This window comes from Mitsuaria sp. BK041, from assembly GCF_014193085.1.
Classification (GTDB): domain Bacteria; phylum Pseudomonadota; class Gammaproteobacteria; order Burkholderiales; family Burkholderiaceae_C; genus Roseateles.
The window spans coordinates 1,108,369-1,132,110 of the sequence record NZ_JACHYT010000001.1; the positions used below are offsets into that span (position 1 = coordinate 1,108,369).

Annotated in this window: 14 protein-coding genes and 6 tRNA genes; 18 read left to right on the forward strand and 2 right to left on the reverse strand. The window is 67.8% G+C overall.

Annotated elements, in window-relative coordinates:
• Positions 1-82: 82 nt before the first annotated feature.
• The 13 genes from FHT38_RS04825 to FHT38_RS04885 all read left to right on the forward strand — a co-directional run bounded on the left by FHT38_RS04825 (position 83) and on the right by FHT38_RS04885 (position 13,311).
• On the forward strand, positions 83-1,321 hold the full coding sequence (locus tag FHT38_RS04825; protein ID WP_183490361.1) for an efflux RND transporter periplasmic adaptor subunit: 1,239 nt from the start codon (positions 83-85) through the stop codon (positions 1,319-1,321).
• Between the two features lie 16 nt (positions 1,322-1,337).
• Positions 1,338-4,478, forward strand: a complete 3,141-nt coding sequence (locus FHT38_RS04830; RefSeq protein ID WP_183490364.1) for an efflux RND transporter permease subunit — start codon at positions 1,338-1,340, stop codon at positions 4,476-4,478.
• Between the two features lie 222 nt (positions 4,479-4,700).
• Positions 4,701-4,787: transfer RNA gene (locus tag FHT38_RS04835), tRNA-Leu, on the forward strand.
• 26 nt (positions 4,788-4,813) lie between these two features.
• The gene (tig, locus tag FHT38_RS04840; RefSeq protein ID WP_183478524.1) at positions 4,814-6,124 is read left to right on the forward strand and encodes a trigger factor; all 1,311 of its coding nucleotides are present in this window, start codon (positions 4,814-4,816) and stop codon (positions 6,122-6,124) included.
• Between the two features lie 221 nt (positions 6,125-6,345).
• Positions 6,346-6,954 (forward strand): ATP-dependent Clp endopeptidase proteolytic subunit ClpP, encoded by a 609-nt coding sequence (gene clpP, locus FHT38_RS04845; RefSeq protein ID WP_091722797.1) that lies wholly within the window; start codon positions 6,346-6,348, stop codon positions 6,952-6,954.
• 303 nt (positions 6,955-7,257) lie between these two features.
• Positions 7,258-8,526, forward strand: a complete 1,269-nt coding sequence (gene clpX / locus FHT38_RS04850) for an ATP-dependent Clp protease ATP-binding subunit ClpX (protein ID WP_091722800.1) — start codon at positions 7,258-7,260, stop codon at positions 8,524-8,526.
• A 130-nt stretch (positions 8,527-8,656) separates the two neighbouring features.
• On the forward strand, positions 8,657-11,083 hold the full coding sequence (gene lon / locus FHT38_RS04855) for an endopeptidase La (RefSeq protein ID WP_091722803.1): 2,427 nt from the start codon (positions 8,657-8,659) through the stop codon (positions 11,081-11,083).
• Between the two features lie 261 nt (positions 11,084-11,344).
• Positions 11,345-11,420 (forward strand) — tRNA-Gly (locus tag FHT38_RS04860).
• Positions 11,421-11,512: 92 nt separating this feature from the next.
• A tRNA-Cys gene (locus tag FHT38_RS04865) sits at positions 11,513-11,586 on the forward strand.
• 13 nt (positions 11,587-11,599) lie between these two features.
• Positions 11,600-11,675 (forward strand) — tRNA-Gly (locus FHT38_RS04870).
• 47 nt (positions 11,676-11,722) lie between these two features.
• Positions 11,723-11,798: transfer RNA gene (locus tag FHT38_RS04875), tRNA-Gly, on the forward strand.
• Positions 11,799-11,902: 104 nt separating this feature from the next.
• Positions 11,903-11,990, forward strand: a tRNA-Leu gene (locus FHT38_RS04880).
• Between the two features lie 28 nt (positions 11,991-12,018).
• On the forward strand, positions 12,019-13,311 hold the full coding sequence (locus FHT38_RS04885; RefSeq protein WP_183490367.1) for an MFS transporter: 1,293 nt from the start codon (positions 12,019-12,021) through the stop codon (positions 13,309-13,311).
• 21 nt (positions 13,312-13,332) lie between these two features.
• Here FHT38_RS04885 and murI read toward each other — a convergent pair whose 3' ends face one another.
• Entirely contained in the window at positions 13,333-14,175 is an 843-nt protein-coding gene (gene murI, locus FHT38_RS04890; protein ID WP_255488602.1) for a glutamate racemase, read from the reverse strand.
• A 269-nt stretch (positions 14,176-14,444) separates the two neighbouring features.
• Between murI and FHT38_RS04895 the strand changes: the two genes are divergently transcribed.
• The 5 genes from FHT38_RS04895 to FHT38_RS04915 all read left to right on the forward strand — a co-directional run bounded on the left by FHT38_RS04895 (position 14,445) and on the right by FHT38_RS04915 (position 21,872).
• Positions 14,445-15,194 (forward strand): electron transfer flavoprotein subunit beta/FixA family protein, encoded by a 750-nt coding sequence (locus FHT38_RS04895; RefSeq protein WP_183490373.1) that lies wholly within the window; start codon positions 14,445-14,447, stop codon positions 15,192-15,194.
• A 28-nt stretch (positions 15,195-15,222) separates the two neighbouring features.
• Positions 15,223-16,152, forward strand: a complete 930-nt coding sequence (locus tag FHT38_RS04900; RefSeq protein WP_147241666.1) for an electron transfer flavoprotein subunit alpha/FixB family protein — start codon at positions 15,223-15,225, stop codon at positions 16,150-16,152.
• 99 nt (positions 16,153-16,251) lie between these two features.
• Positions 16,252-18,045, forward strand: coding sequence for an acyl-CoA dehydrogenase (locus tag FHT38_RS04905; RefSeq protein ID WP_183490376.1), 1,794 nt, complete (start codon positions 16,252-16,254; stop codon positions 18,043-18,045).
• 108 nt (positions 18,046-18,153) lie between these two features.
• A complete protein-coding gene (locus tag FHT38_RS04910; protein WP_091722823.1) occupies positions 18,154-19,107 on the forward strand; it encodes a nitronate monooxygenase family protein in 954 nt (317 codons plus the stop codon).
• Positions 19,108-19,292: 185 nt separating this feature from the next.
• Complete coding sequence (locus FHT38_RS04915) at positions 19,293-21,872, forward strand: response regulator (RefSeq protein WP_183490379.1); 2,580 nt, start codon at positions 19,293-19,295, stop codon at positions 21,870-21,872.
• A gap of 154 nt (positions 21,873-22,026) precedes the next feature.
• On the opposite strand, the gene FHT38_RS04920 is transcribed toward FHT38_RS04915, so the two are convergent.
• Entirely contained in the window at positions 22,027-23,649 is a 1,623-nt protein-coding gene (locus tag FHT38_RS04920; protein ID WP_183490382.1) for an ABC transporter substrate-binding protein, read from the reverse strand.
• Between the last annotated feature and the right edge of the window lie 93 nt (positions 23,650-23,742).

The window sequence follows — 23,742 nt, forward strand, 5'->3', positions numbered from 1 at the left end:
GGACACGCTGAATACATTACTGACCGGTCAGTCAGTTACTCCGGTGCCCTCCTAGGGGCGCCGCGGCTTTGTCGAGGTGTTCATGCCCCAACGGTCTCTTGTGTCCCTGCCCGCCGCCGCGCCCGGCCTGGCGTCCATCGCGCCGTCCGGGCGTGTTGTTTCCGGAACCTGGGTTGCCGGAACCTGGGGCCGCGCGCTGACCGGCGGCCTGGCGGCGATCGCCGTCCTGGTGCTGGCCGCCTGCGGCAAGCAGGCGCCGCCGCCGGAGCCCGACCGCTACGTGCGCACGCTGGTGCTGACGCCGCAATCGGCCGGCCTGCAGCGCGAGTTCGCCGCCGAAGTCCGTGCCCGCGTCGAGTCGCGGCTGTCCTTCCGCGTCGCCGGCAAGATCCTGGAGCGCCGCGTGGACCTGGGCTCGGTGGTGAAGCCGGGCCAGACGCTGGCGCGCATCGACAGCTCGGACCTGGTGCTCGCGCAGGAGGCGGCCAAGGCCTCGGTGCTGGCGGCCCGGGTGAACCGCGACCAGCTCGGCGCCGATTACCGGCGCTACATCGACCTGCACCGGCAGGGCTTCATCAGCGCGGCCGAACTGGACCGCCGTGATGCCGCCTTCAAGGCCGCGCAGGCGCAATACGAATCGGCGCGCGCGCAATCCGACGTGCAGCGCAACCAGGCGCAGTACTCCAGCCTGGTGGCGGACGCGCCCGGCGTCGTCACCGGCATCGATGCCGAGCCCGGCATGGTCGTGGCCGCCGGCACGCCAGTGGTGCGCGTGGCCAACGACGGCCCGCGGGACATCGTCTTCTCCGTGTCCGAGGACCAGGTCGCGCTGGTGCGCGCCGCCGCGGCGCGGCCCGACGGCCTGAAGGTGCGCCTGTGGACCGACACCAAGGCCGAACCGCAGCCGATCAAGCTGCGCGAGCTGGCCGCCGCCGCCGATCCGGTGACGCGGACCTTCCTGGTGAAGGCCGAACTCAACGACCAGAACGTCCGCCTGGGGCAGACCGCCACGGTGATCCTGACCGGCACGCCGTCGGACAACGCGATCAAGCTGCCGCTGAGCGCGGTGATGGAGTCGCAAGGCAAGAGCGCGGTGCTGCTGCTGGACCCCAAGACCATGACGGTGCAGCCGCGGCCGGTGACCGTCGTCGGCGCGGAAGGCAACGAGCTGGTGGTGCAGGGCCTGGCGCCCGGCATGGAGATCGTGGCCGCCGGCGGCCATGTGCTGACGCCCGGCCAGAAGGTCAAGCGCTTCCGCCCGCCGGGCACGCCGGTCGAGGGCTCGCCTTCGCCCGCGCCGTCCGCCGCCGCGTCTCGCTGATCCTCGGGAGCGCTGAATGAGCAACCCGAGCCGCGCCGGTTTCAACCTCTCGCGCTGGGCGCTGGAGCATGCCCCGCTGACGCGCTACCTGATGGTGGTGCTGATGGTGCTGGGCTTCGCCGCCTACTTCCAGCTGGGCCAGGACGAAGACCCCCCGTTCACCTTTCGCGCGATGGTCGTGCAGGCCTACTGGCCCGGCGCGACGCCGCAGCAGATGGCCGAGCAGGTCACCGACAAGATCGAGCGCACCCTGCAGGAGGTGCCGCATGCCGACAAGATCCGCAGCTACACCAAGCCGGGGGAGTCGCTGACCATCTTCCAGGTGAAGGACAACACCTCGCCGGGCGAGGTGCCCCAGCTCTGGTACACGGTCCGCAAGAAGATCGGCGATCTCAAGCCCACCTTGCCGCAGGGCGTGCTGGGGCCCTTCTTCAACGACGAGTTCGGCGACGTCTACGGCTCCATCTTCGCGCTGTCCTCCGACGGCGGCTTCTCCATCGAGGAGCTGCGCCAGCAGGCCGAGGCGGTGCGCTCCGAGCTGCTGCGCGTGCAGGACGTGGCCAAGGTCGACCTCTTCGGCGTGCAGGCCGAGAAGCTGTTCATCGAGATCTCGCAGAAGCGCCTGGCCGAACTGGGCCTGGACTTCAACCAGGTGGTCTCGCAGCTCAACGCGCAGAACGCGGTCGAGAGCGCCGGCGTCATGGACGCCAGCAGCGCCAACGTGCAGATCCGCATCGAGGGCCAGCTCAATTCCGTCCAGGCGCTGAGCGACTTCCCGATCCGCGGAACCAACCCGACCACCGGCGCCGCCAGCAGCCTGCGCCTGGGCGACATCGCCACGGTGCGCCGCGGTTATGTCGACCCGGCCACGACGATGGTGCGCTTCAACGGCAAGCAGGTCGTGGCCCTGGGCGTGTCGATGGGCAAGGGCGGCGACATCATCGCGCTGGGCAAGGCGCTGCAGGCCACCGTCAAGCGGCTGCAGCAGCAACTGCCCGCCGGCATCACGCTGCAACAGATCCAGGATCAGCCTTCGGCGGTGAAGACCTCGGTCGGCGAGTTCGTCCATGTGCTGATCGAGGCGGTGGTCGTCGTGCTCGGCGTCAGCTTCATCAGCCTGGGCCTGCACACCAAGCCGCTGCGCATCGACGTGTGGCCCGGGCTGGTGGTCGGCATCACGATCCCGCTGGTGCTGGCCATCACCTTCGTCGTGATGTTCTACGCGGGCGTGGGGCTGCACAAGATCTCGCTCGGCTCGCTGATCATCGCGCTCGGCCTGCTGGTCGACGACGCGATCATCGCGGTCGAGATGATGGTGCGCAAGCTCGAGGAGGGCTACGACAAGATGCATGCGGCGACGTACGCCTACGACGCCACCGCCAAGCCGATGCTGACCGGCACGCTGATCACCGCGGTGGGTTTCCTGCCCATCGGCCTGGCCAAGTCCACCGTCGGGGAATACACCTTCGCGATCTTCGCGGTGACCGCCGCGGCGCTGGTGATCTCGTGGATCGTCTCGGTCTACTTCGTGCCCTACCTGGGCGCGCTGCTGCTCAAGACCCGCGCCGGCCATGAAGGCGAGGCCCACGAGGTCTTCGACACGCCGTTCTATAACCGCTTCCGCCGCTGGGTCGCGTGGTGCGTCTACCACCGCTGGAAGACCATCGGCCTCACCATCCTGGTGTTCGTGCTCGGCCTGGCCGGCATGGGCAAGGTGCAGCAGCAGTTCTTCCCGGATTCGAGCCGGCCGGAGATCCTGGTCGACCTGTGGCTGCCCGAAGGCGCCACGATCGAGCAGAGCAACGTCGTGGCCAAGCGCTTCGAGGCTCGCATGGCCAAGGAACCGCTGGTGGGCAGCATCGCGACCTGGGTGGGCTCGGGCGTGCCGCGCTTCTACCTGCCGCTGGACCAGATCCTGCCCAACACCAACGTCAGCCAGGCCATCATCCTGCCCAAGACGCCGGCCGACCGCGAGACCCTGCGCCACAAGCTGCCGCAGATCCTGGCCGAGGAGTTCTCCGAGGTGCGCGGCCGCGTGAAGCTGCTGCCCAACGGGCCGCCGGTGCCGTATCCGGTGCAGTTCCGCATCGCCGGCGACGATCCCGCGCAGCTGCGGATCTACGCCGATCGCGCCAAGGAACAGATGCGCGCCAACCCCAACATGGTGGGCGTCAACGACAACTGGAACGAGGCCATCAAGGTCCTGCGCCTGCAGGTCGACCAGGACAAGGCGCGGGCGTTGGGCGTGACCAGCCAGAGCATCGCCCAGGCGGCGCGCATCCTGGTGTCGGGCACGACGGTGTCGCAGTACCGCGAGGCCGACCGGCTGATCGACATCGTCCTGCGCCAGCCGGTGCAGGAGCGCGACACGCTGTCGGAGCTCGCCAACGCCTACGTGCCCACCGCCTCGGGCCGCTCGGTGCCGCTGACGCAGATCGCCAAGCCCCAGTTCACCTGGGAGCCCGGCGTGATGCACCGCGAGAGCCGCCAGTTCGCGATCACCGTGCAGGGCGACGTCATCGAGGGCCTGCAGGGCGCGACGGTGACCAGCCAGCTCTGGCCTGCGCTCGACGCGATGCAGAAGGAGATGCCCCCCGGCTACTCGATCTCGATCGCCGGCGCGGTGGAGGAAAGCAGCAAGGGCACCGGCTCGATCGCCGCCGGCGTGCCGATCATGCTGTTCATCACCTTCACGCTGCTGATGCTGCAGCTGCACAGCTTCTCGCGGGCGATGCTGGCCTTCCTGACCGGCTTCCTGGGCATCGCCGGCGTGTCGGCCGCGCTGCTGCTGCTGAACCGGCCCTTCGGTTTCGTCGCGCTGCTGGGCGTCATTGCGCTGATGGGCATGATCCAGCGGAACTCCGTCATCCTGATCGACCAGATCGAACAGGACCGCGGCCGCGGCGTGCCACCGGCGCAGGCCATCGTGGAGTCCGCCGTGCGACGGCTGCGTCCGATCGCGCTGACCGCCGCCGCCGCGGTGCTGGCGATGGTGCCGCTGTCGCGCAGCGTGTTCTGGGGCCCGATGGCGGTGGCCATCATGGGCGGCCTGATCGTCGCCACCGTGCTGACGCTGCTGGCGCTGCCGGCGATGTACGCGGCCTGGTTCCGCGTTGAGCGCGACAAGGACGCCGGCATCGCCCCGTCGACGCATTGAACCGGCGAGGCCGGAGGCCCCCAGGCCTCCGGCCTTCGGGGGTTAACCCCCGCCCGGGAGGGGCGGGGGCGGCCGTGGGAATCGGCTGAATCCTTGATTACAATCGCCGGTTTTCCGGATCGCGGACGGCAGGGCCCTGGGCTCTTCTCTCGCATCTCCGAATTACCAAGGGCCCGCCGCGCAGGACTGCGCGCAGCGATCGCGACGAGCCCCCATCACCCGGCGCGGGTGGCGAAATTGGTAGACGCACCAGGTTTAGGTCCTGACGCCTTCACGGGCGTGCCGGTTCGAGTCCGGCCCCGCGCACCACACTTCCAACTGATTCCGAGTCCACTATGGCTGTCACCGTCGAAACTCTCGAAAAGCTCGAACGCCGCATCACGCTCACGCTGGCGGCCGCTGACATCAACACCGAGGTCGAGTCCCGCCTGAAGAAGCTGGCCCGCACCGTCAAGGCCGACGGCTTCCGCCCCGGCAAGGTGCCGATGTCCTTCGTGGCGCAGCGCTACGGCGCGCAGGTGCAGTACGAGGTCGTGAACGACAAGCTGGGCGAGGCCTTCACCGTCGCCGCCAACGAAGCCAAGCTGCGCGTGGCCGGCATGCCCACCATCGCCCAGAAGGACACGGCCGCCGAAGGCGAACTGGCATTCGACGCGACCTTCGAGATCTACCCGGAAGTGAAGATCGCCGACCTGGCCGAGGCCGAGATCGAGCGCGTCGCCGCCGACGTGACCGATGAAGCCATCGACAAGACCGTCGAGATCCTGCGCAAGCAGCGCCGCTCGTTCGCCCAGCGCGGCGCTGCGGACGTGGCCGCCGACGGCGACCGCGTGACCATCGACTTCGAAGGCAAGATCGACGGCGAGCCGTTCGCCGGTGGCAAGGCCGACGGCTTCCAGTTCCTGCTGGGCGAAGGCCAGATGCTCGAGGCCTTCGAGAAGGCCGTGCGCGGCATGAAGGCGGGCGAGTCCAAGACCTTCCCGCTGGCCTTCCCGGCCGATTACCACGGCAAGGACGTCGCCGGCAAGGAAGCCGACTTCCTGGTCACGGTCAAGAAGATCGAGGCCCAGCACCTGCCCGAAGTGAACGAGGCCTTCGCCAAGGCCCTGGGCATCAAGGAAGGCACGGTCGAAGCGCTGCGCGCCGACATCAAGAAGAACCTCGAGCGTGAAGTGAAGTTCCGCGTGCTGGCCAAGAACAAGGGCGCCGCGATGGACGCGCTGGTCGGCAAGGCCGAACTGGACGTGCCCAAGGCGCTGGTCGCCGGCGAAGCCGAGCGCATGGTCGCCAACGCCCGCGAGGACCTGAAGAAGCGCGGCATCAAGGACGCCGACAAGGCCCCGATCCCCGCCGAACTGTTCAACGAGCAGGCCGAGAAGCGCGTGCGCCTGGGCCTGGTCGTGGCCGAGCTGGTCCGTTCGCAGAACCTGCAGGCCAAGCCCGAGCAACTGCAGGCCCACATCGAGGAAATCTCGCAGAGCTACGAGAAGCCGGCGGAAGTCGTGCGCTGGTACCTGTCGGACCGCGAGCGCATGGCCGAGGTCGAAGCCGTCGTGATCGAGAACAACGTCACCGACTTCATCCTGGGCAAGGCCAAGGTCACCGACAAGCAGCTGCCCTTCGATGAGCTGATGGCCACGGCCTGATCGGCCGGCTCGACGCCATCTGCCGCGGGCTTTCCCGGCATCGCCCTTGATTCACCGGGAACTCATCGCCAAGTAAGGCGCCTGGCCGAGAGGCCGGCGCCTTTTTCTTTCCCCGGCGCAGCCGCCGGCGCGATCCCGCTTCGCAGGGCCGCGCGGCGGCAAGGGGATGGAGCGCACGACATAATGGTTTGTCGTGATCTCGAACCAATTCAGAGGATTTCATGAGCGCGCTTGAAACCAGCAACCTGGGCATGGTGCCCATCGTCATCGAACAGTCGGGCCGCGGCGAGCGCGCCTACGACATCTACAGCCGCCTGCTGCGCGAGCGCATCGTTTTCCTGGTCGGCCCGGTGAATGACGCCGTCGCCAACCTCGTCGTCGCGCAGCTGCTGTTCCTGGAAAGCGAGAACCCGGACAAGGAGATCTCGCTGTACATCAACTCGCCGGGCGGCAGTGTCTCGGCGGGCATGTCGATCTACGACACGATGCAGTTCATCAAGCCGCAGGTCTCGACGCTGTGCATGGGCATGGCGGCCTCGATGGGCGCCTTCCTGCTGGCCGCGGGCGAGAAGGGCAAGCGCTTCGCGCTGCCGAACTCCAAGATCATGATCCACCAGCCGCTGGGCGGCGCGCAGGGCCAGGCCACGGACATCGAGATCCACGCCCGCGAGATCCTCAAGACCCGCGAACAGCTCAACCGCATCCTGGCCGAGCGCACCGGGCAGAGCCTGGAGAAGATCCAGGCCGACACCGAGCGGGACTATTTCATGTCGGCCGCCGAGGCGTCGACCTATGGCCTGATCGACCAGGTCATCGAGAAGCGTCCCTGATCGCGACGCGGGATTCAGGCCGCCGCGGTGTCCCGTGGTGGTCGTGGGCCGCGGCCCGGATCCCGCACCATGCGCTTCCTGACGCCGGCGGCGGCGTTCTCCCGTGGAATCCGCTGCCCGGCGATGCCACCGGGAACTGCCGCCGCGGTGCAGCAACTGACCGCCGGTCGAGCGCGCCAACTGACCACTCTTAGGGGCTTTTATCCCCCCAAGGGTGGTGCCGGCAATTGAACTATCATCAATGCAGGCACTCGCCTGTATTCCCCGCAGCCCTCCAGCAGCCCCAGCCCCAGCAGCACTCCCATGGCCGAGAAAAAAGGCAATTCCAGCGAAAAAGTCTTGTACTGCTCCTTCTGCGGCAAGAGCCAGCACGAGGTCAAGAAGCTGATCGCGGGCCCGTCGGTGTTCATCTGCGACGAATGCATCGAGCTGTGCAACGACATCATCCGTGACGAGGTCCCGGCCGAGGCCGCGGCCGGCGGTCGCGCGAGCAAGTCGGACCTGCCCGTGCCCAGCGAGATCAAGACGACGCTGGACCAGTACGTGATCGGCCAGGACGTCGCCAAGCGCACGCTCTCCGTCGCGGTCTACAACCATTACAAGCGGCTGCGCCACGCGGCCGACACCAAGGACGGCGTCGAGCTGTCCAAGAGCAACATCCTGCTGATCGGGCCGACCGGCTCGGGCAAGACGCTGCTGGCCCAGACCCTGGCCCGCGTGCTGAATGTGCCCTTCGTGATCGCCGATGCGACGACGCTGACCGAAGCCGGTTATGTCGGCGAGGACGTCGAGAACATCATCCAGAAGCTGCTCCAGAACTGCAATTACGACGTCGAGCGCGCCCAGCGCGGCATCGTCTACATCGACGAGATCGACAAGATCAGCCGCAAGGCGGACAACCCCTCCATCACCCGCGACGTGTCGGGCGAGGGCGTCCAGCAGGCGCTGCTGAAGCTGGTCGAAGGCACGATGGCCTCGGTCCCCCCGCAGGGCGGCCGCAAACATCCGAACCAGGACTTCCTCCAGATCGACACGACCAACATCCTGTTCATCTGCGGCGGCGCGTTCGACGGCCTCGAGAAGGTCATCCAGAACCGCTCGGAGAAGTCGGGCATCGGCTTCGGCGCCTCGGTCAAGAGCAAGAGCGAGAAGAAGGTCGGCGAACTCTTCCGTGAAGTGGAACCGGGCGACCTGATCAAGTTCGGCCTGATCCCCGAACTGGTGGGCCGCCTGCCGGTGATCGCCACGCTCGGCGAGCTGACCGAGGACGCGCTGGTGCAGATCCTGACCGAGCCGCGCAACGCGCTGGTCAAGCAGTACCAGCAGCTGTTCTCGATGGACGGCGTCGAACTGGAAGTGCGGCCGTCGGCGCTGAGCGCCGTCGCGCGCAAGGCCCTGGCCCGCAAGACGGGCGCCCGCGGCCTGCGTTCGATCGTCGAGCACGCGCTGATCGACACCATGTTCGAATTGCCTTCGCTGGACAGCGTCGCCAAAGTCGTGCTGGACGAGCACAACATCGACGAGGACACCAAGCCGTTGCTGGTCTATCGCGAAACCAAGGCGAGCGCCTGAGGTCGCGATCACACGCCGGGCGATCTGCTTGCCATGACCCCTTGTGGAAGGCAATTGCTCAAAGGCTATTGAACGGCACCTTGTAATTGGTAGCTCGGGCCCTAGATGGGCCTGAGAAAGAGAGGTTTTCATGTCCGGTCATCCGATCCTCCCCGCGGAACCCATCACGCTGCCGCTGCTGCCGCTGCGCGACGTGGTCGTCTTCCCGCACATGGTGATCCCGCTCTTCGTGGGCCGTCCCAAGTCCATCAAGGCCTTGGAAGCGGCGATGGAAGCAGGGCGCCAGATCATGCTGGTCGCGCAGAAGGCCGCCGGCAAGGACGAGCCCAAGCCCGACGACATGTTCGAGATGGGCTGCGTCTCCAGCATCCTGCAGATGCTGAAGCTGCCCGACGGCACGGTGAAGGTGCTGGTCGAGGGCCTGCAGCGCGCCACGACCAACAAGATCGAGGACGGCGAGGAGCACTTCACCGCCGAGGTCCTGCCGATCCCGCCGGAAGCCGACGACCAGCCCGAGGTCGAGGCGCTGCGCCGCGCGGTGACGCAGCAGTTCGACCAGTACGTCAAGCTGAACAAGAAGATTCCGCCCGAGATCCTGACGTCCATCGCCGGCATTGATGACGCCGGTCGCCTGGCCGACACGATCGCCGCGCACCTGCCGCTCAAGCTCGACGCCAAGCAGTCGGTGCTGGACCTGTCCGAAGTGGGCAAGCGGCTGGAGAAGCTGCTGGACCTGCTCGAGCACGAGGTCGACATCCTCCAGGTCGAGAAGCGCATCCGTGGCCGCGTCAAGCGCCAGATGGAAAAGTCGCAGCGCGAGTACTACCTGAACGAACAGGTCAAGGCCATCCAGAAGGAACTGGGCGACGGCGAGGAAGGCGCCGACATGGAGGAGCTGGAGAAGAAGATCCAGGCTGCTCGCATGCCGAAGGAAGCGCGCAAGAAGGCCGAGGCGGAGCTCAAGAAGCTCAAGCTGATGTCGCCGATGTCCGCCGAAGCGACCGTCGTGCGCAACTACATCGACACGCTGGTCAACCTGCCGTGGTCGAAGAAGACCAAGATCAAGCACGACCTGGCCAATGCCGAGGCCGTGCTGAACGAGGACCACTACGGCCTGGACAAGGTCAAGGAACGCATCCTTGAATACCTCGCGGTGCAGCAGCGCGTGGACAAGGTCAAGGCGCCGATCCTGTGCCTGGTCGGGCCTCCTGGCGTGGGCAAGACCTCGCTGGGGCAGTCGGTGGCGCGCGCCACGGGCCGCAAGTTCGTCCGCATGGCGCTGGGCGGCGTGCGCGACGAGGCCGAGATCCGCGGTCACCGCCGCACCTACATCGGCTCGATGCCGGGCAAGGTGCTGCAGAGCCTGTCCAAGGTCGGCACGCGCAATCCGCTGTTCCTGCTCGACGAGATCGACAAGCTGGGCATGGACTTCCGCGGCGACCCGTCGTCGGCGCTGCTGGAGGTGCTGGACCCCGAGCAGAACCACACCTTCGCGGACCACTACATCGAGGTCGACTATGACCTGAGCGATGTGATGTTCGTGGCGACGTCGAACTCGCTGAACATCCCGCCGGCGCTGCTGGACCGGATGGAGGTCATCCGCCTGTCGGGTTACACCGAGGACGAGAAGGTCAACATTGCCCAGCGCTACCTGCTGCCCAAGCAACGCGGCAACAACGGCGTGAAGGAAGAGGAGCTCGAGGTCACCGAGGATGCGATCCGAGGCGTGATCCGCTACTACACGCGGGAAGCCGGCGTGCGTTCGCTCGAACGCGAGGTCTCGAAGATCTGCCGCAAGGTCGTCAAGGGCCTGCAGCTCAAGACCTTCACCGGCAAGGTGGTGGTCACCGAGGACAACCTCAACGAGTTCCTGGGCGTGCGCAAGTACGACTTCGGCCGCGCCGAGAAGAAGAACCAGGTCGGCCAAGTGGTCGGTCTGGCATGGACGGAAGTGGGCGGCGACCTGCTGACCATCGAAGCCACCGCGATGCCGGGCAAGGGCAACATCATCCGCACCGGCTCGCTGGGCGACGTGATGAAGGAATCGGTCGAGGCGGCACGCACGGTGGTGCGGTCGCGGGCGCGCCGCCTGGGCATCAAGGACGAGCTCTTCGAGAAGCGCGACGTGCACATCCACGTGCCCGATGGCGCGACGCCGAAGGACGGCCCGAGCGCGGGCGCCGCGATGACGACGGCCTTCGTGTCGGCGCTGACCGGCATCCCGGTGCGTGCGGACGTGGCGATGACCGGTGAGATCACGCTGCGCGGCGAGGTGACGGCGATCGGTGGCCTGAAGGAGAAGCTCCTGGCGGCCCACCGGGGCGGCATCAAGACCGTGATGATTCCGGAAGAGAACGTCAAGGACCTGCAGGACATTCCCGAGAACGTGAAGAACCAGCTGGAGATCGTCCCGGTCCGCTGGATCGACCGCGTGCTGGAAGTGGCGCTGGAGGCTTATCCGCAGGCGCTGCCGGACGAGGAGGCGGCAACGCCTCCGGCCGAGAAGGTCGCGGAGACCAAGCCGGCCGACGCGACCGGCGATTCGCTGAAGCATTGACCGGCGCTCGTTCGCGAGCCTGATGACAGCGGCGCCTTCGGGCGCCGTTGTTCATTCCGCCGCGCGGGCGGCGAGGGGACCGGTGACGGTCGGGTGAATCGTCCTGGTGTTTGGGCGATCTTCATAAAGAAGTCGCCGAACTCTTGCGAGCGGGTGAAAAACCGTTCTATACTCTCGGCTTCAGCGCAAACGGTGCTGCGACGACAAGGCGAATCGCAAGAGACGCCACGAAGTTGAAGCAGGCAGTGCGTTGAAGACCATGCGGGAATAGCTCAGTTGGTAGAGCGCAACCTTGCCAAGGTTGAGGTCGCGAGTTCGAGCCTCGTTTCCCGCTCCAGGTATTCAAAGGATGGAAGCTCCGGCTTCCATTTTTTATCGGAATCGGACACACCAAATCCGGTTTCAACAGAATCCCGTCCAGGGTTCTGGGGCGCGATAGCAAAGCGGTTATGCCCCGGATTGCAAATCCGGTCAGTCCGGTTCGACTCCGGATCGCGCCTCCAAAGAATGGACATTGCGGGAATAGCTCAGTTGGTAGAGCGCAACCTTGCCAAGGTTGAGGTCGCGAGTTCGAGCCTCGTTTCCCGCTCCACACGACACCAAAGGTCGGTGGGGTGATTCACTCCGCTGCCCTGCGATGCGGGAATAGCTCAGTTGGTAGAGCGCAACCTTGCCAAGGTTGAGGTCGCGAGTTCGAGCCTCGTTTCCCGCTCCAAAAATCTCGAAAAGGGAAGCCTCCGCGGCTTCCCTTTTTTCTTGCCCGGTGGCCCCGATAATGCCCGGTCACTACGACATGGAACTCCGCTCGGAGCCGCCGTGGCCTGGATGGTGAAATCGGTAGACACAGCGGACTTAAAATCCGCCGCCCTCAACCGGCGTACGGGTTCGAGTCCCGTTCCAGGCACCACGCGCATCGCAACGAGCGGTCGCATCGCATGGGCATGTTTGCGCAGGAACTGTTGAACCCGGGCGTTCGCAAACGCGAGGTCCTCGGCTGGTCGATGTACGACTTCGCCAACTCGGGCTACACGACTGTCGTCCTGACCGCCGTCTACAACGCCTATTTCGTCGGCGTGATCGCCCAAGGCCAACCGTCGGCGACGCTGCTCTGGACCGTGCTGATCGCGATTTCCAGCTTCCTGGTGATGGTGACGATGCCCGGGCTGGGCGCCTGGGCCGACGCGCACGGCGCGAAGAAGAAGCTGCTGGGCTTCTGCACCGGCGGTTGCGTGCTCTCGACCGCGGCGCTCGCGGTTTTCGGACCCGATCAGCTGTGGTGGGCGGCGATCGCCGTCGTGCTCTCCAATGTCTTCTTTTCCTATGGCGAATCGCTGATCGCGGCGTTTCTGCCCGAGCTCGCGAGACGCGACGCGCTGGGTCGCGTGTCCGGCTGGGGCTGGGCCTTCGGTTATCTGGGCGGCATGCTCGCGCTGGGGCTGTGCCTGGGTTATGTGCTGAGCGCTCAAGCGCGCGGCGACACCGCCAGCCACTTCGTGCCGGTCACGATGCTCATCACTGCGGGCCTCTACCTGCTGGCCGCGCTGCCCACCTTCCTGTTGCTGCGCGAGCGCGCCGATCCGTGCGCGACACGCCGGGCCGCGCGCATGGGTTCCGGCCTCTCGCAGCTGTGGGCGTCGTGGCAGCGCGCTCGTGCCTATCCGGACTTCCTGCGCCTGCTGGCCTGCGGTACTAGCTACCAGGCCGGCATCGCCGTCGTCATCGCGCTGGCCGCCGTCTACGCCGAGCAGGCGCTCGGCTTCACCCAGGCGCAGACGATGACCCTGGTGTTCCTGGTCAACATCGCTTCGGCTGTCGGCGCGTTCGTGTTCGGTTATTACGAGGACCGCATCGGCCATCAGCCGGCGCTCGCGATCACGCTCGTCGGCTGGATGATCATGGCGCTGCTGGCATTCCTGGCGACCACCGCCTGGCTGTTCTGGATCGCCGCGGTGATCGCGGGCCTGTGCATGGGATCGAGCCAGTCCTGCGGCCGCGCCCTGGCCGGCGCACTCGCGCCGCATGACCGGCTGGCCGAATTCTTCGGCCTGTGGACCTTCGCCACGCGACTGGCCGCGATCATCGGGCCGCTGACCTACGGCGCGGTCACCGTGCTGACGGCGGGCAACCACCGGCTCGCGATCCTGTCCACCGGGGTGTTCTTCGTGCTGGGCTACTGGCTGCTGCGGCGCGTGGACATGACGAGAGGCCTCTCGCGCGCACTGGTCTGAGCACCTCGACGGCGCCCGGCTTCAAGCCGTGGCGCGCGCGGCGACGATGTCACGCCAGCCCAGCGCCTCGCGGGCCAGATGCTGCAGCGGCGCGGGATCGCCGGTGCTCTCGAGCACCACGCACCCCGTCCCCGTCGATGCCAGCCCCAGTCCTTCCCAGACCCGACGGGCCTGGCGCGCGACCGCGTCTTCGATGTTGAGCAAGCGCACCTCCTCGCCCAGCGCCGCCTGGATGCGCGACTGCACGAGCGGATAGTGCGTGCAGCCGAGCAGCACCGTGTCGACGCCGGCCGCGCGCAGCGGCGCGCAGAAGCGCTCGATCAGCGCACCGAGTGCGTCGCTGCCCAGGTCGCCTTGCTCGATCAGGGTGACCAGGCCCGGACAGGGCTGGCTGATGAGCTCGACGTCGCCCGCATGCGCGGCGACCAGCTGCTCGAAGCGTCGACTCGCGATCGTGGCGGTCGTTGCCATCACGCCGATGCGGCCGTTGCGGGTCGCCGCGACGGCGGGCTTCACGCCCGGTTCGATGCCGACGACCGGCCAGTCGGGCCAGCGGTCCCGCATCGCCTGCACCGCGTGCGCGGTGGCGGTGTTGCAGGCCACGACCGCCATCCGCGCGCCGACCTCGCGCAGGCGTTCGGCCACGCGCACGCTGCGTTCGACGATGTATTCGCTGCTGCGGTCGCCGTAAGGCGCGTGCGCGGTGTCGGCGAGGTAGTGCAGCGGCACCTCGGGCAACTGCTCCCGCAGCGCCTTCAGCACCGTCAACCCGCCCACGCCGGAATCGAAGACCCCGATGCAGGGGACGCGCGGCTCGCGTTCGAGGGAGGCGGCGGGGGCGGTGGCGGAGGGCGCTGAACTCAAGATCGTCATCGTGGGGGTGGCGTGTCGGGAGCGGAGTCTAGAGGGATTCCCTCATTCCCGGCCTCCACCCGCTTGGCAGCCGTGAATCGATGGCTAGAATAGAACGATCGTTCGTTTTATTTTCGAGCCGGCGCCGAGGCGGTGCTCGCGGGTCCACGGAGATTCCGGGACGGGAGCAGGGGCGCATGACGGCTGGGAGACACGGGGGCGCCCCGGGGCTCCCATAGAATCGAATTAACGTTAACGTCAATCCAGCTTGGAGTGCTTCGATGAAGGTATTGGTCCCCGTCAAACGAGTCGTCGATTACAACGTCAAGGTGCGCGTCAAGAGTGACGGAACCGGCGTGGACATCGCCAACGTGAAGATGTCCATGAACCCGTTCGACGAGATCGCCGTCGAAGAAGCCGTCCGCCTGAAGGAGAAGGGCGTGGTCACCGAGGTGATCGCCGTCTCCTGCGGCGTCACGCAATGCCAGGAAACGCTGCGCACCGCGATGGCCATCGGCGCCGACCGCGCCATCCTCGTCGAGACCGACGCCGAACTGCAGCCGCTGGCCGTGGCCAAGCTGCTGAAGGCGCTGGTCGACAAGGAACAGCCGCAGCTGGTAATCCTGGGCAAGCAGGCCATCGACGACGACTGCAACCAGACCGGCCAGATGCTGGCCGCGCTGACGGGGCTGCCGCAAGGCACTTTCGCGTCGAAGGTGGAAGTGGCCGACGGCAAGGTCGCGGTGACGCGTGAAGTGGACGGCGGCCTGGAGACGATCAGCCTGACGCTGCCGGCGGTCGTCACGACCGACCTGCGCCTGAACGAGCCGCGCTACGTGACGCTGCCCAACATCATGAAGGCCAAGAAGAAGCCGCTGGACGTGGTCAAGCCGGCCGACCTGGGCGTGGACGTGGCGCCGCGCATCAAGACGCTGTCGGTGGCCGAGCCCCCCAAGCGCAGCGCCGGCATCAAGGTGCCGGACGTGGCCACGCTGGTCACGAAGCTGAAGACCGAGGCCAAGGTCATCTGAGCCCCAGAACAAGATTCGGAGATAAGACATGACCATCCTCGTCATCGCTGAACACGACAACGCCTCGCTCAAGGGCGCCACCCACCACGTCGTCACCGCCGCCGCCGCCATCGGTGGCGACGTGCACGTGCTGGTCGCCGGCTCGAACGCCGGCGCCGCCGCGCAGGCCGCCGCCAAGATTTCGGGCGTCGCCAAGGTGCTGCACGCCGACGGCGCCCAGTTCGCCGACGGCCTGGCCGAGAACGTCGCCGCGCAGGTGATCGCCATCGCCAAGGACTACTCGCACGTCCTGTTCCCGGCCACCGCTGCCGGCAAGAACGTCGCACCGCGCGTGGCCGCGCTGCTGGACGTGGGCCAGGTGAGCGACATCACCAAGGTCGTCTCGGCCGACACCTTCGAGCGTCCGATCTACGCCGGCAACGCGATCGCGACCGTGCAGTCGACCGACTCGGTCAAGGTGATCACCGTCCGCACGACCGGGTTCGATTCGGCGGCCGAAGGCGGCAGCGCCGCGGTCGAATCGCTGACGGCCGTGGCCGACAGCGGCAAGAGCAGCTTCGTCGGCCGCGAGGTCACGAAGAGCGACCGCCCCGAACTGACCGCCGCCAAGATCATCGTGTCGGGTGGCCGCGCGCTGGGCAGCAGCGACAAGTTCAATGAAGTCCTGACCCCGCTGGCCGACAAGCTGAACGCCGCGCTGGGCGCCTCGCGCGCCGCGGTGGACGCGGGCTACGCGCCCAACGACTGGCAGGTCGGCCAGACCGGCAAGATCGTCGCGCCGCAGCTGTACATCGCGGCCGGCATTTCGGGCGCGATCCAGCATCTGGCCGGCATGAAGGACTCCAAGGTGATCGTGGCGATCAACAAGGATCCGGAAGCGCCGATCTTCTCGGTCGCCGACTACGGCCTGGAAGCCGACCTGTTCACGGCCGTTCCTGAACTGGTCAAGGCCCTGTAATCGATCGCTGAGCACCGCGACCGCATCGAACGGTCGCCGACAAGACCAAGGGCGCCCGCCGACGACGCGCGGCGCCCTTTTTTCATCCGGAGACACCCCATGACCTACCGCGCCCCGATCAAGGACATGCTGTTCGACATGCAGGCCCTGGCCGGCCTGCAGACGCTGTCCGAGCAGATTCCCGCGTTCGCCGACCACGGCCTGGACACCGCGCAGGCGGTGCTCGAGGAATCGGCCAAGCTCAACGAGGACGTCATCGCCCCGCTGAACGTGGAAGGCGACAAGAACCCCTCCTACTGGAAGAACGGCGAGGTCTTCGCGACGCCCGGCTTCAAGGAAGCGTTCAAGCAGTACGTCGAGGGCGGCTGGCAGGGGCTGCAGCATCCGGAGGTCTACGGCGGCCAGGGCCTGCCCAAGACGATCGGCGCGGCCTGCGGCGAGATCGTGCAGGCGGCCAACGTCAGCTTCGCGCTGTGCCCGCTGCTGACCGATGGCGCGATCGAGGCGCTGCTGGTGGCGGGCTCCGAGGCGCAGAAGCAGACCTTCATCCCCAAGCTGATCTCCGGCGAGTGGACCGGCACGATGAACCTGACCGAGCCGCAGGCAGGCTCGGACCTGGCGATGGTGCGCACGCGCGCCGAGCCGCAGGGCGACGGCACCTACAAGATCTTCGGCACCAAGATCTTCATCACCTGGGGCGAGCACGACATGGCGGACAACATCGTCCACCTGGTGCTGGCCCGCGTGCCGGGCGCGCCGGAAGGCGTGAAGGGCATCAGCCTGTTCCTGGTGCCCAAGTTCCTGGTCAACGCGGACGGCTCGCTGGGCGCGCGCAATGACGCGCACTGCGTGTCCATCGAGCACAAGCTGGGCATCAAGGCCAGCCCGACCGCAGTGCTGCAATTCGGCGATCACGGCGGTGCCATCGGCACGCTGATCGGCGAGGAGAACCGCGGCCTCGAATACATGTTCATCATGATGAACGCGGCCCGCTTCGGCGTCGGCGTGCAGGGCATCGCGGTGGCGGACCGGGCCTACCAGAAGGCGGTCGAGTACGCGAAGGACCGCGTGCAGTCGCGCCCGGTGGATGGCTCGTCGAAGGACGCGGCCGCGATCATCCACCACCCCGACGTGCGCCGCATGCTGATGACGCAGCGCGCGCTGGTCGAGGGCTGCCGCGCAATGGCGATCGATGCCGCCGCGGCCTACGACATGGCGCATCACCACGAGGACGCCGAGACCCGCCAGCAGGCGCAGGCCTTCTACGAATTCATGGTGCCGCTGGTCAAGGGCTACAGCACCGAGATGAGCCTGGAGGTCACCTCGCTTGGCGTGCAGGTGCACGGCGGCATGGGCTTCATCGAGGAGACCGGCGCGGCGCAGTACTACCGCGACGCGCGCATCCTGCCGATCTACGAAGGCACGACCGCGATCCAGGCCAACGACCTGGTGGGCCGCAAGACGGTGCGCGACGGCGGCGCGTTCGCGCGTTCGGTCGCGGCGCAGGTCGAGGAAACCGAAGGCGCGCTGGCCGCCAGCGGCAGCGCCGACGCGCTGGCGGTGCGGGCGCAGCTCGCGGCGGCGCGCGCGGCCTTCGTCGACGTCGTCGATTTCATCGCCGCCAACGGCAAGGCCAATCCGAATGCCGCCTTCGCCGGCTCGGTGCCCTACCTGATGGTGGGCGGCAACCTGATGGCCGGCTGGCAGCTGGCGCGCTCGCTGCTGGCGGCGCAGGAGCTCAAGGCCGCCGGCCAGGACGTCGCCTTCATGGACGCCAAGATCGCCACCGCGCGCTTCTACGCCGAGCACATCCTGCCGCGCTGCGCCGCGCAGCGCGATGCCGTGGTGAACGGCGCGGGCAGCGTGATGGCGCTGCCGGTCGACGCTTTCTGAGCCGCGTCCCGACCTGATCTCGACGTCCCCGGCGCGACGCGCTCCCGCGCGCGCCGGGGCCACCATGGACGGCAACGATCCGTCGACTTGACCCGAGGAGATTCCGAGGTGGCACTTCCCCCGCTGTTCAACACCCTGCGCCTGCCGGTGATCGGCTCGCCGCTGTTCATCATCAGCAATCCGAAGCTGGTGATCGCGCAATGCAAGGCCGGCATCGTCGGCTCGATGCCGGCGCTCAACGCGCGCCCGGCCGAGCTGCTCGAAGATTGGCTGGCCGAGATCACCGAGACCCTGGCCGCGCATGACCGCGCGCATCCGGAGTCGCCGGCGGCGCCGTTCGCGATCAACCAGATCGTGCACAAGAGCAATGACCGGCTCGAGCACGACATGGCCTTGTGCGCCAAGTACAAGGTGCCCATCGTGATCACCTCGCTGGGCGCGCGCGAGGACGTCAATGCCGCGGTGCATGGCTGGGGCGGCATCGTGCTGCACGACATCATCAACAACAAGTTCGCGAGAAAGGCGATCGAGAAGGGCGCCGACGGCCTGATCGCGGTGGCGGCGGGCGCCGGCGGCCATGCAGGCGTCAAGAGCCCGTTCGCGCTGATCCAGGAGATCCGCGAGTGGTTCGACGGTCCGCTGGCGCTGTCGGGCTCGATGGCCAGCGGCGACGCGATCCTGGCGGCGCAGGCGATGGGCGCGGACCTGGCCTACATCGGCTCGGCCTTCATCGCGACCGAGGAGGCGCGTGCCGCCGACGAGTACAAGCAGATGATCGTCGAGAGCAATAGCGACGACATCGTCTACAGCAACCTGTTCACCGGCGTGCACGGCAACTACCTGAAGGGTTCGATCGTGAAGGCGGGGCTCGATCCGGAGAACCTGCCCGAGAGCGACCCGACGAAGATGAACTTCGGCGGCAACGGCGCGAAGGCGTGGAAGGACGTGTGGGGCAGCGGCCAGGGCATCGGCGCGATCCGCGAGGTGCTGCCGGCCGGCGAGCTGGTCGCGCGCTTCGGCCGCGAATACGCGGCGGCACGCCAGCGCCTGGCGCTGGGCTGAGTCCTCGCGCCGCGGGTCGCCCGCCCGACCCCGCGTCAGCGCTGCCGGCGCCCTTGAAGAACGCCCCGCCTGCGGGGCGTTCGCCATTGGGGGAAGGCGGCGTCCTCGCGCGCGCCCTTGCGCTCCCCGGGGGGATCGGCCAACATCGACGCAAAGTCGATCGGGCATGCCTTCAGGGAGGCAGCGTGGGCGAAGTCGAGGCACAGCGCGCCGCGGCCAGCGGCGTCGCGTTGGACGGGGACGAGGCCGGTGATCCGGCGCCTTCCTTTCTTGCGATCCAGCCAGCGGGCCGTCGGGCCCGCCTGCGCGCGTTCGCGACGATGGGGCTGTCCCTGGGCGTCTGCCTGGCGCTGGCGCCATTCGCGAAGCTGCAGCTGCCGGCCATGGCGGCCTTCATCCCGTTGTACGAGGCGGCGCTGGTCCTCAACGACCTGATCACCGCGGCGCTGCTCTATGGCCAATGGCGGATCACGCGCCTGCGCGCGCTGGCGGTGCTGGCCAGCGGCTACCTGTTCACGGCCACCATCACCATCGGCCACGCGCTGTCCTTCCCCGGACTGTTCGCGCCCGGCGGCGTGCTGGGCGCCGGGCCGCAATCGACGGCCTGGATCTACATGTTCTGGCATGGCGGCTTTCCGCTCTTCGTGGTCGTCTACGCCTGGATGCGCCGCGGGACGCCGGCGCCCGATGCCGATGCTGATGCCGATGCCGATGCCGATGCCGCCGGCGAGCGACGCACCGCGGTGCTCGCGACTGCGGCGGCGCTGATCCTCGGCGTCGGCCTGACGGCGCTGGCGACCGCCGGCCACGCGCTGTTGCCGGCGATCATGAGCGGCAACCGCTACACGCCGGCGATGCTGGTGACGGTCGGCACCGTCTGGGTCCTGTGCATCGCCGCGCTGCTGGCGCTGCTGCCACGGCGGCGCGATGCCAGCATGCTGGACCTGGGCCTGATGGTGGTGATGGTGGCCTGGCTGTGCGACATCGCCCTGTCGGCCATGCTCAACGGCGGCCGCTACGACCTGGGCTTCTACGCGGGCCGCATCTATGGCCTGCTGGCCTGCAGCGCGGTGCTGGCGGAACTGCTGTTCGAGAACGCCGTGCTGTACGCGCGCCTGGCGCAGGCGCATGGCCGCGAGCGGCAACGCGCCGCGGAGCTGGCGCTGGCGCGCGACGAGGCGCAGCGGGCCAACGCGTCCAAGAGCCTGTTCCTGGCCAGCATGAGCCACGAGATCCGCACCCCGATGAATGCCGTGATCGGGCTGACCCATCTGGCGCTGCAGGGCCCGCTCGAAGGCCGGCAGCGCGACTATGTCGCCAAGGCCCACACCTCGTCGAAGGCGTTGCTCGCGCTGCTGAATGACATCCTGGACTACTCCAAGGTCGAGGCCGGCAAGATCAGCCTGGAGGCCGAGGAGTTCGGCATCGAGGAGGTGGTGGAGAACGTCGGCGAGCTGTTCTCGGCGCGGTTGGAGGAGACCGGCCTGGACCTGGTCTTCGACATCGACCGGGAAGTGCCACCGCGTGTCGTCGGCGATGCCTTCCGGCTGACGCAGGTGCTGAACAACCTGGTCGGCAACGCGATCAAGTTCACGCCGCGCGGCGAGATCGTGATCCGCGTGGAGCTGATCGAGCGCACGCCCGAGCGCGTCGGCCTGCGGCTGGCGGTGCGCGATACCGGCATCGGCATGAGCCGCGAGACCCGGGAGCGGCTCTTCGAGGCCTTCGCGCAGGGCGAGTCCGGCACCGCGCGCCGCTTCGGCGGCACCGGCCTGGGGCTGGCGATCTGCCGGCGCCTGGTGGCGCTGATGGGCGGCGAGATCGCCGTCGACAGCGAGCTGGGGAGCGGCTCGACCTTCCGCTTCAGCGCCTGGTTCGGACTGACGGCGGCGGGTGAACCGCGGCGCGACCTGCATCGGATCCGCGGCATGCGCGCGCTGGTGATGGACGGACCGCCGACCGAGCGCGAGGCCTGGATCAGCATGCTGTCGAGCTGGCGCTTCCAGGTGAGCGCGGCGGCTTTCGTCGACGACGCGGTCTTCAAGTTCCAGCGCGCCGCGAGCCACGAGCTGCCGTATGAGCTGCTGGTGCTGGACGGCAAGACCGGCGCCGCGGCGGTGCTCGAGAAAGTGGAGACGCTCTGCGCCGAGCGGGGCCTGCCGACGCCGCGCGTGCTGGTGCTGACGGGGCAGCATCACGTCGATGCGCTCGAGCGCGAACTCGGGCCGCGCGAGGGCCTGCAGGTGCTGGTCAAGCCGGTGACGCCGTCCCGGCTGTTCGAGGCGATCGTGCGACTGCAGCATGGCACCGAGGCACCGCGGATCGCGCGTCCGCTGGAAAAGACGCTGGACGAGGCGCTGCGGTCCTTGCGGGGCGCGCAGGTGCTGCTGGTCGAGGACGACCCGGTCAATCAGCAGGTGGCGCAGGCCTTCCTGGAACTGGGCGGCCTGGCGGTGACGATTGCCGGCAACGGGCTGCAGGCGGTGGACCTGGTCCGCGAGCGCGCTTTCGACCTGGTGCTGATGGACATGCAGATGCCGGAGATGAGCGGCATCGAGGCCACCCGCTGCATCCGGCTGCTGCCGCAGGGCGAGAGCCTGCCGATCGTCGCGATGACGGCGGCGGCGATGGACGAGGATCGCCAGGCCTGCCTGGCGGCAGGCATGGACGCCCACATCGGCAAGCCGATCGTGCCGGCCGAGCTGGTGGAGGTGCTGCTGAAGTGGGCTCAGCCACCGAGCCGGGTTGCTGACGGCGTGGCGTGACGACGCCCATCCTGCTACGGGGGGACGGCGACCGGGGCGCGGGGACGAACGCCCGGCAGTCGGGCGAGCTGCGCGTTGCGGGCGCTCCCTCGGCTGTGCCACAGGCCGCGGCCTGATCCCTCGAGGCGGCGGCAGGCGCCGCCGCCTTCGGCGCTCACTTGATCGTCGTGAACCGCGCTTCCGGCCGGTCGTCGGAGCGGTGGGGCGTCGTGACGTTCTTCTTCATCGCCCACGGACGCACCTGGTGGTGCAGCGGGATGAAGAACACCTCGTCGCGGATGCGCACCAGCCCGTCCTTCAGCAGCGCGTTGCGCTTGGCCACGTCGCCCTCGACCTTCGCGGCGTCGATGATCTGGTCGAGCTTGGCGTCGCTCAGCCGGAAGTAGTTGCCGCTGCCGTCCGCGCCACCGACCCGCGTGCGCGCCAGCGACTGCATCGTGTACAGCGCGTCATAGGTGGGCACGCCCCAGCCGTACAGGAACAGTGGGTACTCGAAGGCCTGCAGCTTCGGGCTGAAGGTGCTGAACGACTCCGTCTGCAGGCGCGCCTTGATGCCGACCTTGCTCCACATCGATACCACCGCCAGGCAGATCTCCTCGTCGTTGACGTAGCGGTTGTTGGGGCAGTTCATCGGCACTTCGAAGCCGCCCGGATAACCGGCGTCGGCCAGCAGCTTGCGGGCGCGCTCGGCGTCGACCTTGGTCGGCACGTCGATGTCCGGCGCATTGCCGTTGACGCCCGGCGCGACCATGATGCCGGCGGGCACCGACAGGCCACGCATCGTCGCGCGCTTGATCGCCTCGCGGTCGATGGCCAGCGACATCGCCTCCCGCACCCGCTTGTCCTTGAACGGGTTCTTGCCGGTGATGTTGCTGCCCTTGAGCTGCTCGCTGCCCTGGTCCATGCCGATGAAGATCGTGCGGGTCTCGCTGCCTTCCAGCACCGTCAGCTTGCCGTCGGCCTTCAGGCGGCCCACGTCCTGCGTCGGGATGTCGGACAGCAGGTCCACGTCGCCCGACAGCAGCGCCGCGACGCGCGTGGGGTCGGACTTGATCGGCGTGTAGATCACCTCGTCGACATTGGTCGCGTTCTTCGCGTCCCACCAGTCCTTGTTCTGGACCATCGTGATGCGCTGGTCCGGCTGCCAGCCGGTGATCCGGTACGGGCCCGTGCCGTTGGCGTTGCGCGTGGCGAAGGTCTCTTCCTTGGCCTTGAAGTCGGGCAGGTTGATCGCCTTGTTCTTCTCCGCCCAGGTCTTGCTCATGATGCGGAAGTCGACGAACTGCCGCAGCACGATCGGATTGGGCGCCGACAGGATCACGTCGACGGTGTGGCTGTCGACCTTCTTGATGTCGGCCACGCCGGCCACGAACGGATGCATCGTGCCCACCGGCTGCTTGATGCGGTGGAAGGAGAACACCACGTCGTCGGCGGTGAACGGCGAACCGTCATGGAACTTGACGCCCTTGCGCAGCTCGAAGCGCCAGCTCGTGGGGCCGGTCTGCGTCCACTTGGTGGCCAGCGCGGGCTCGACCTGGTACTGGCGGTCGTACCTGGTCAGGCCCTCGTAGGCATGCATCGAGATCGCGTTGGTCGTGCTGTGGTTCTGCGAATGCGGGTCCAGGGTCAGCACGTCGTTCTGCGCGGCCCAGCGCAGCGGGGCGGCGAGCGCCTCGTGCGCGGGCAGGGCCGCGCCCATCAGGGCGGCGGCCCCGACGGCGGCGGCGGACAGCAACAGGCGCGCGGACCGGATCGGTCCGATGGATTTCCTCGACATGAGCGGTAGCTCCCTTGGCAACGTCGTTAAGCAAACGTGAAGTCGCCTGGATGCTAGCCGCCGGGGCCCGGTCCGGGAGCGAGGTCCACCCTG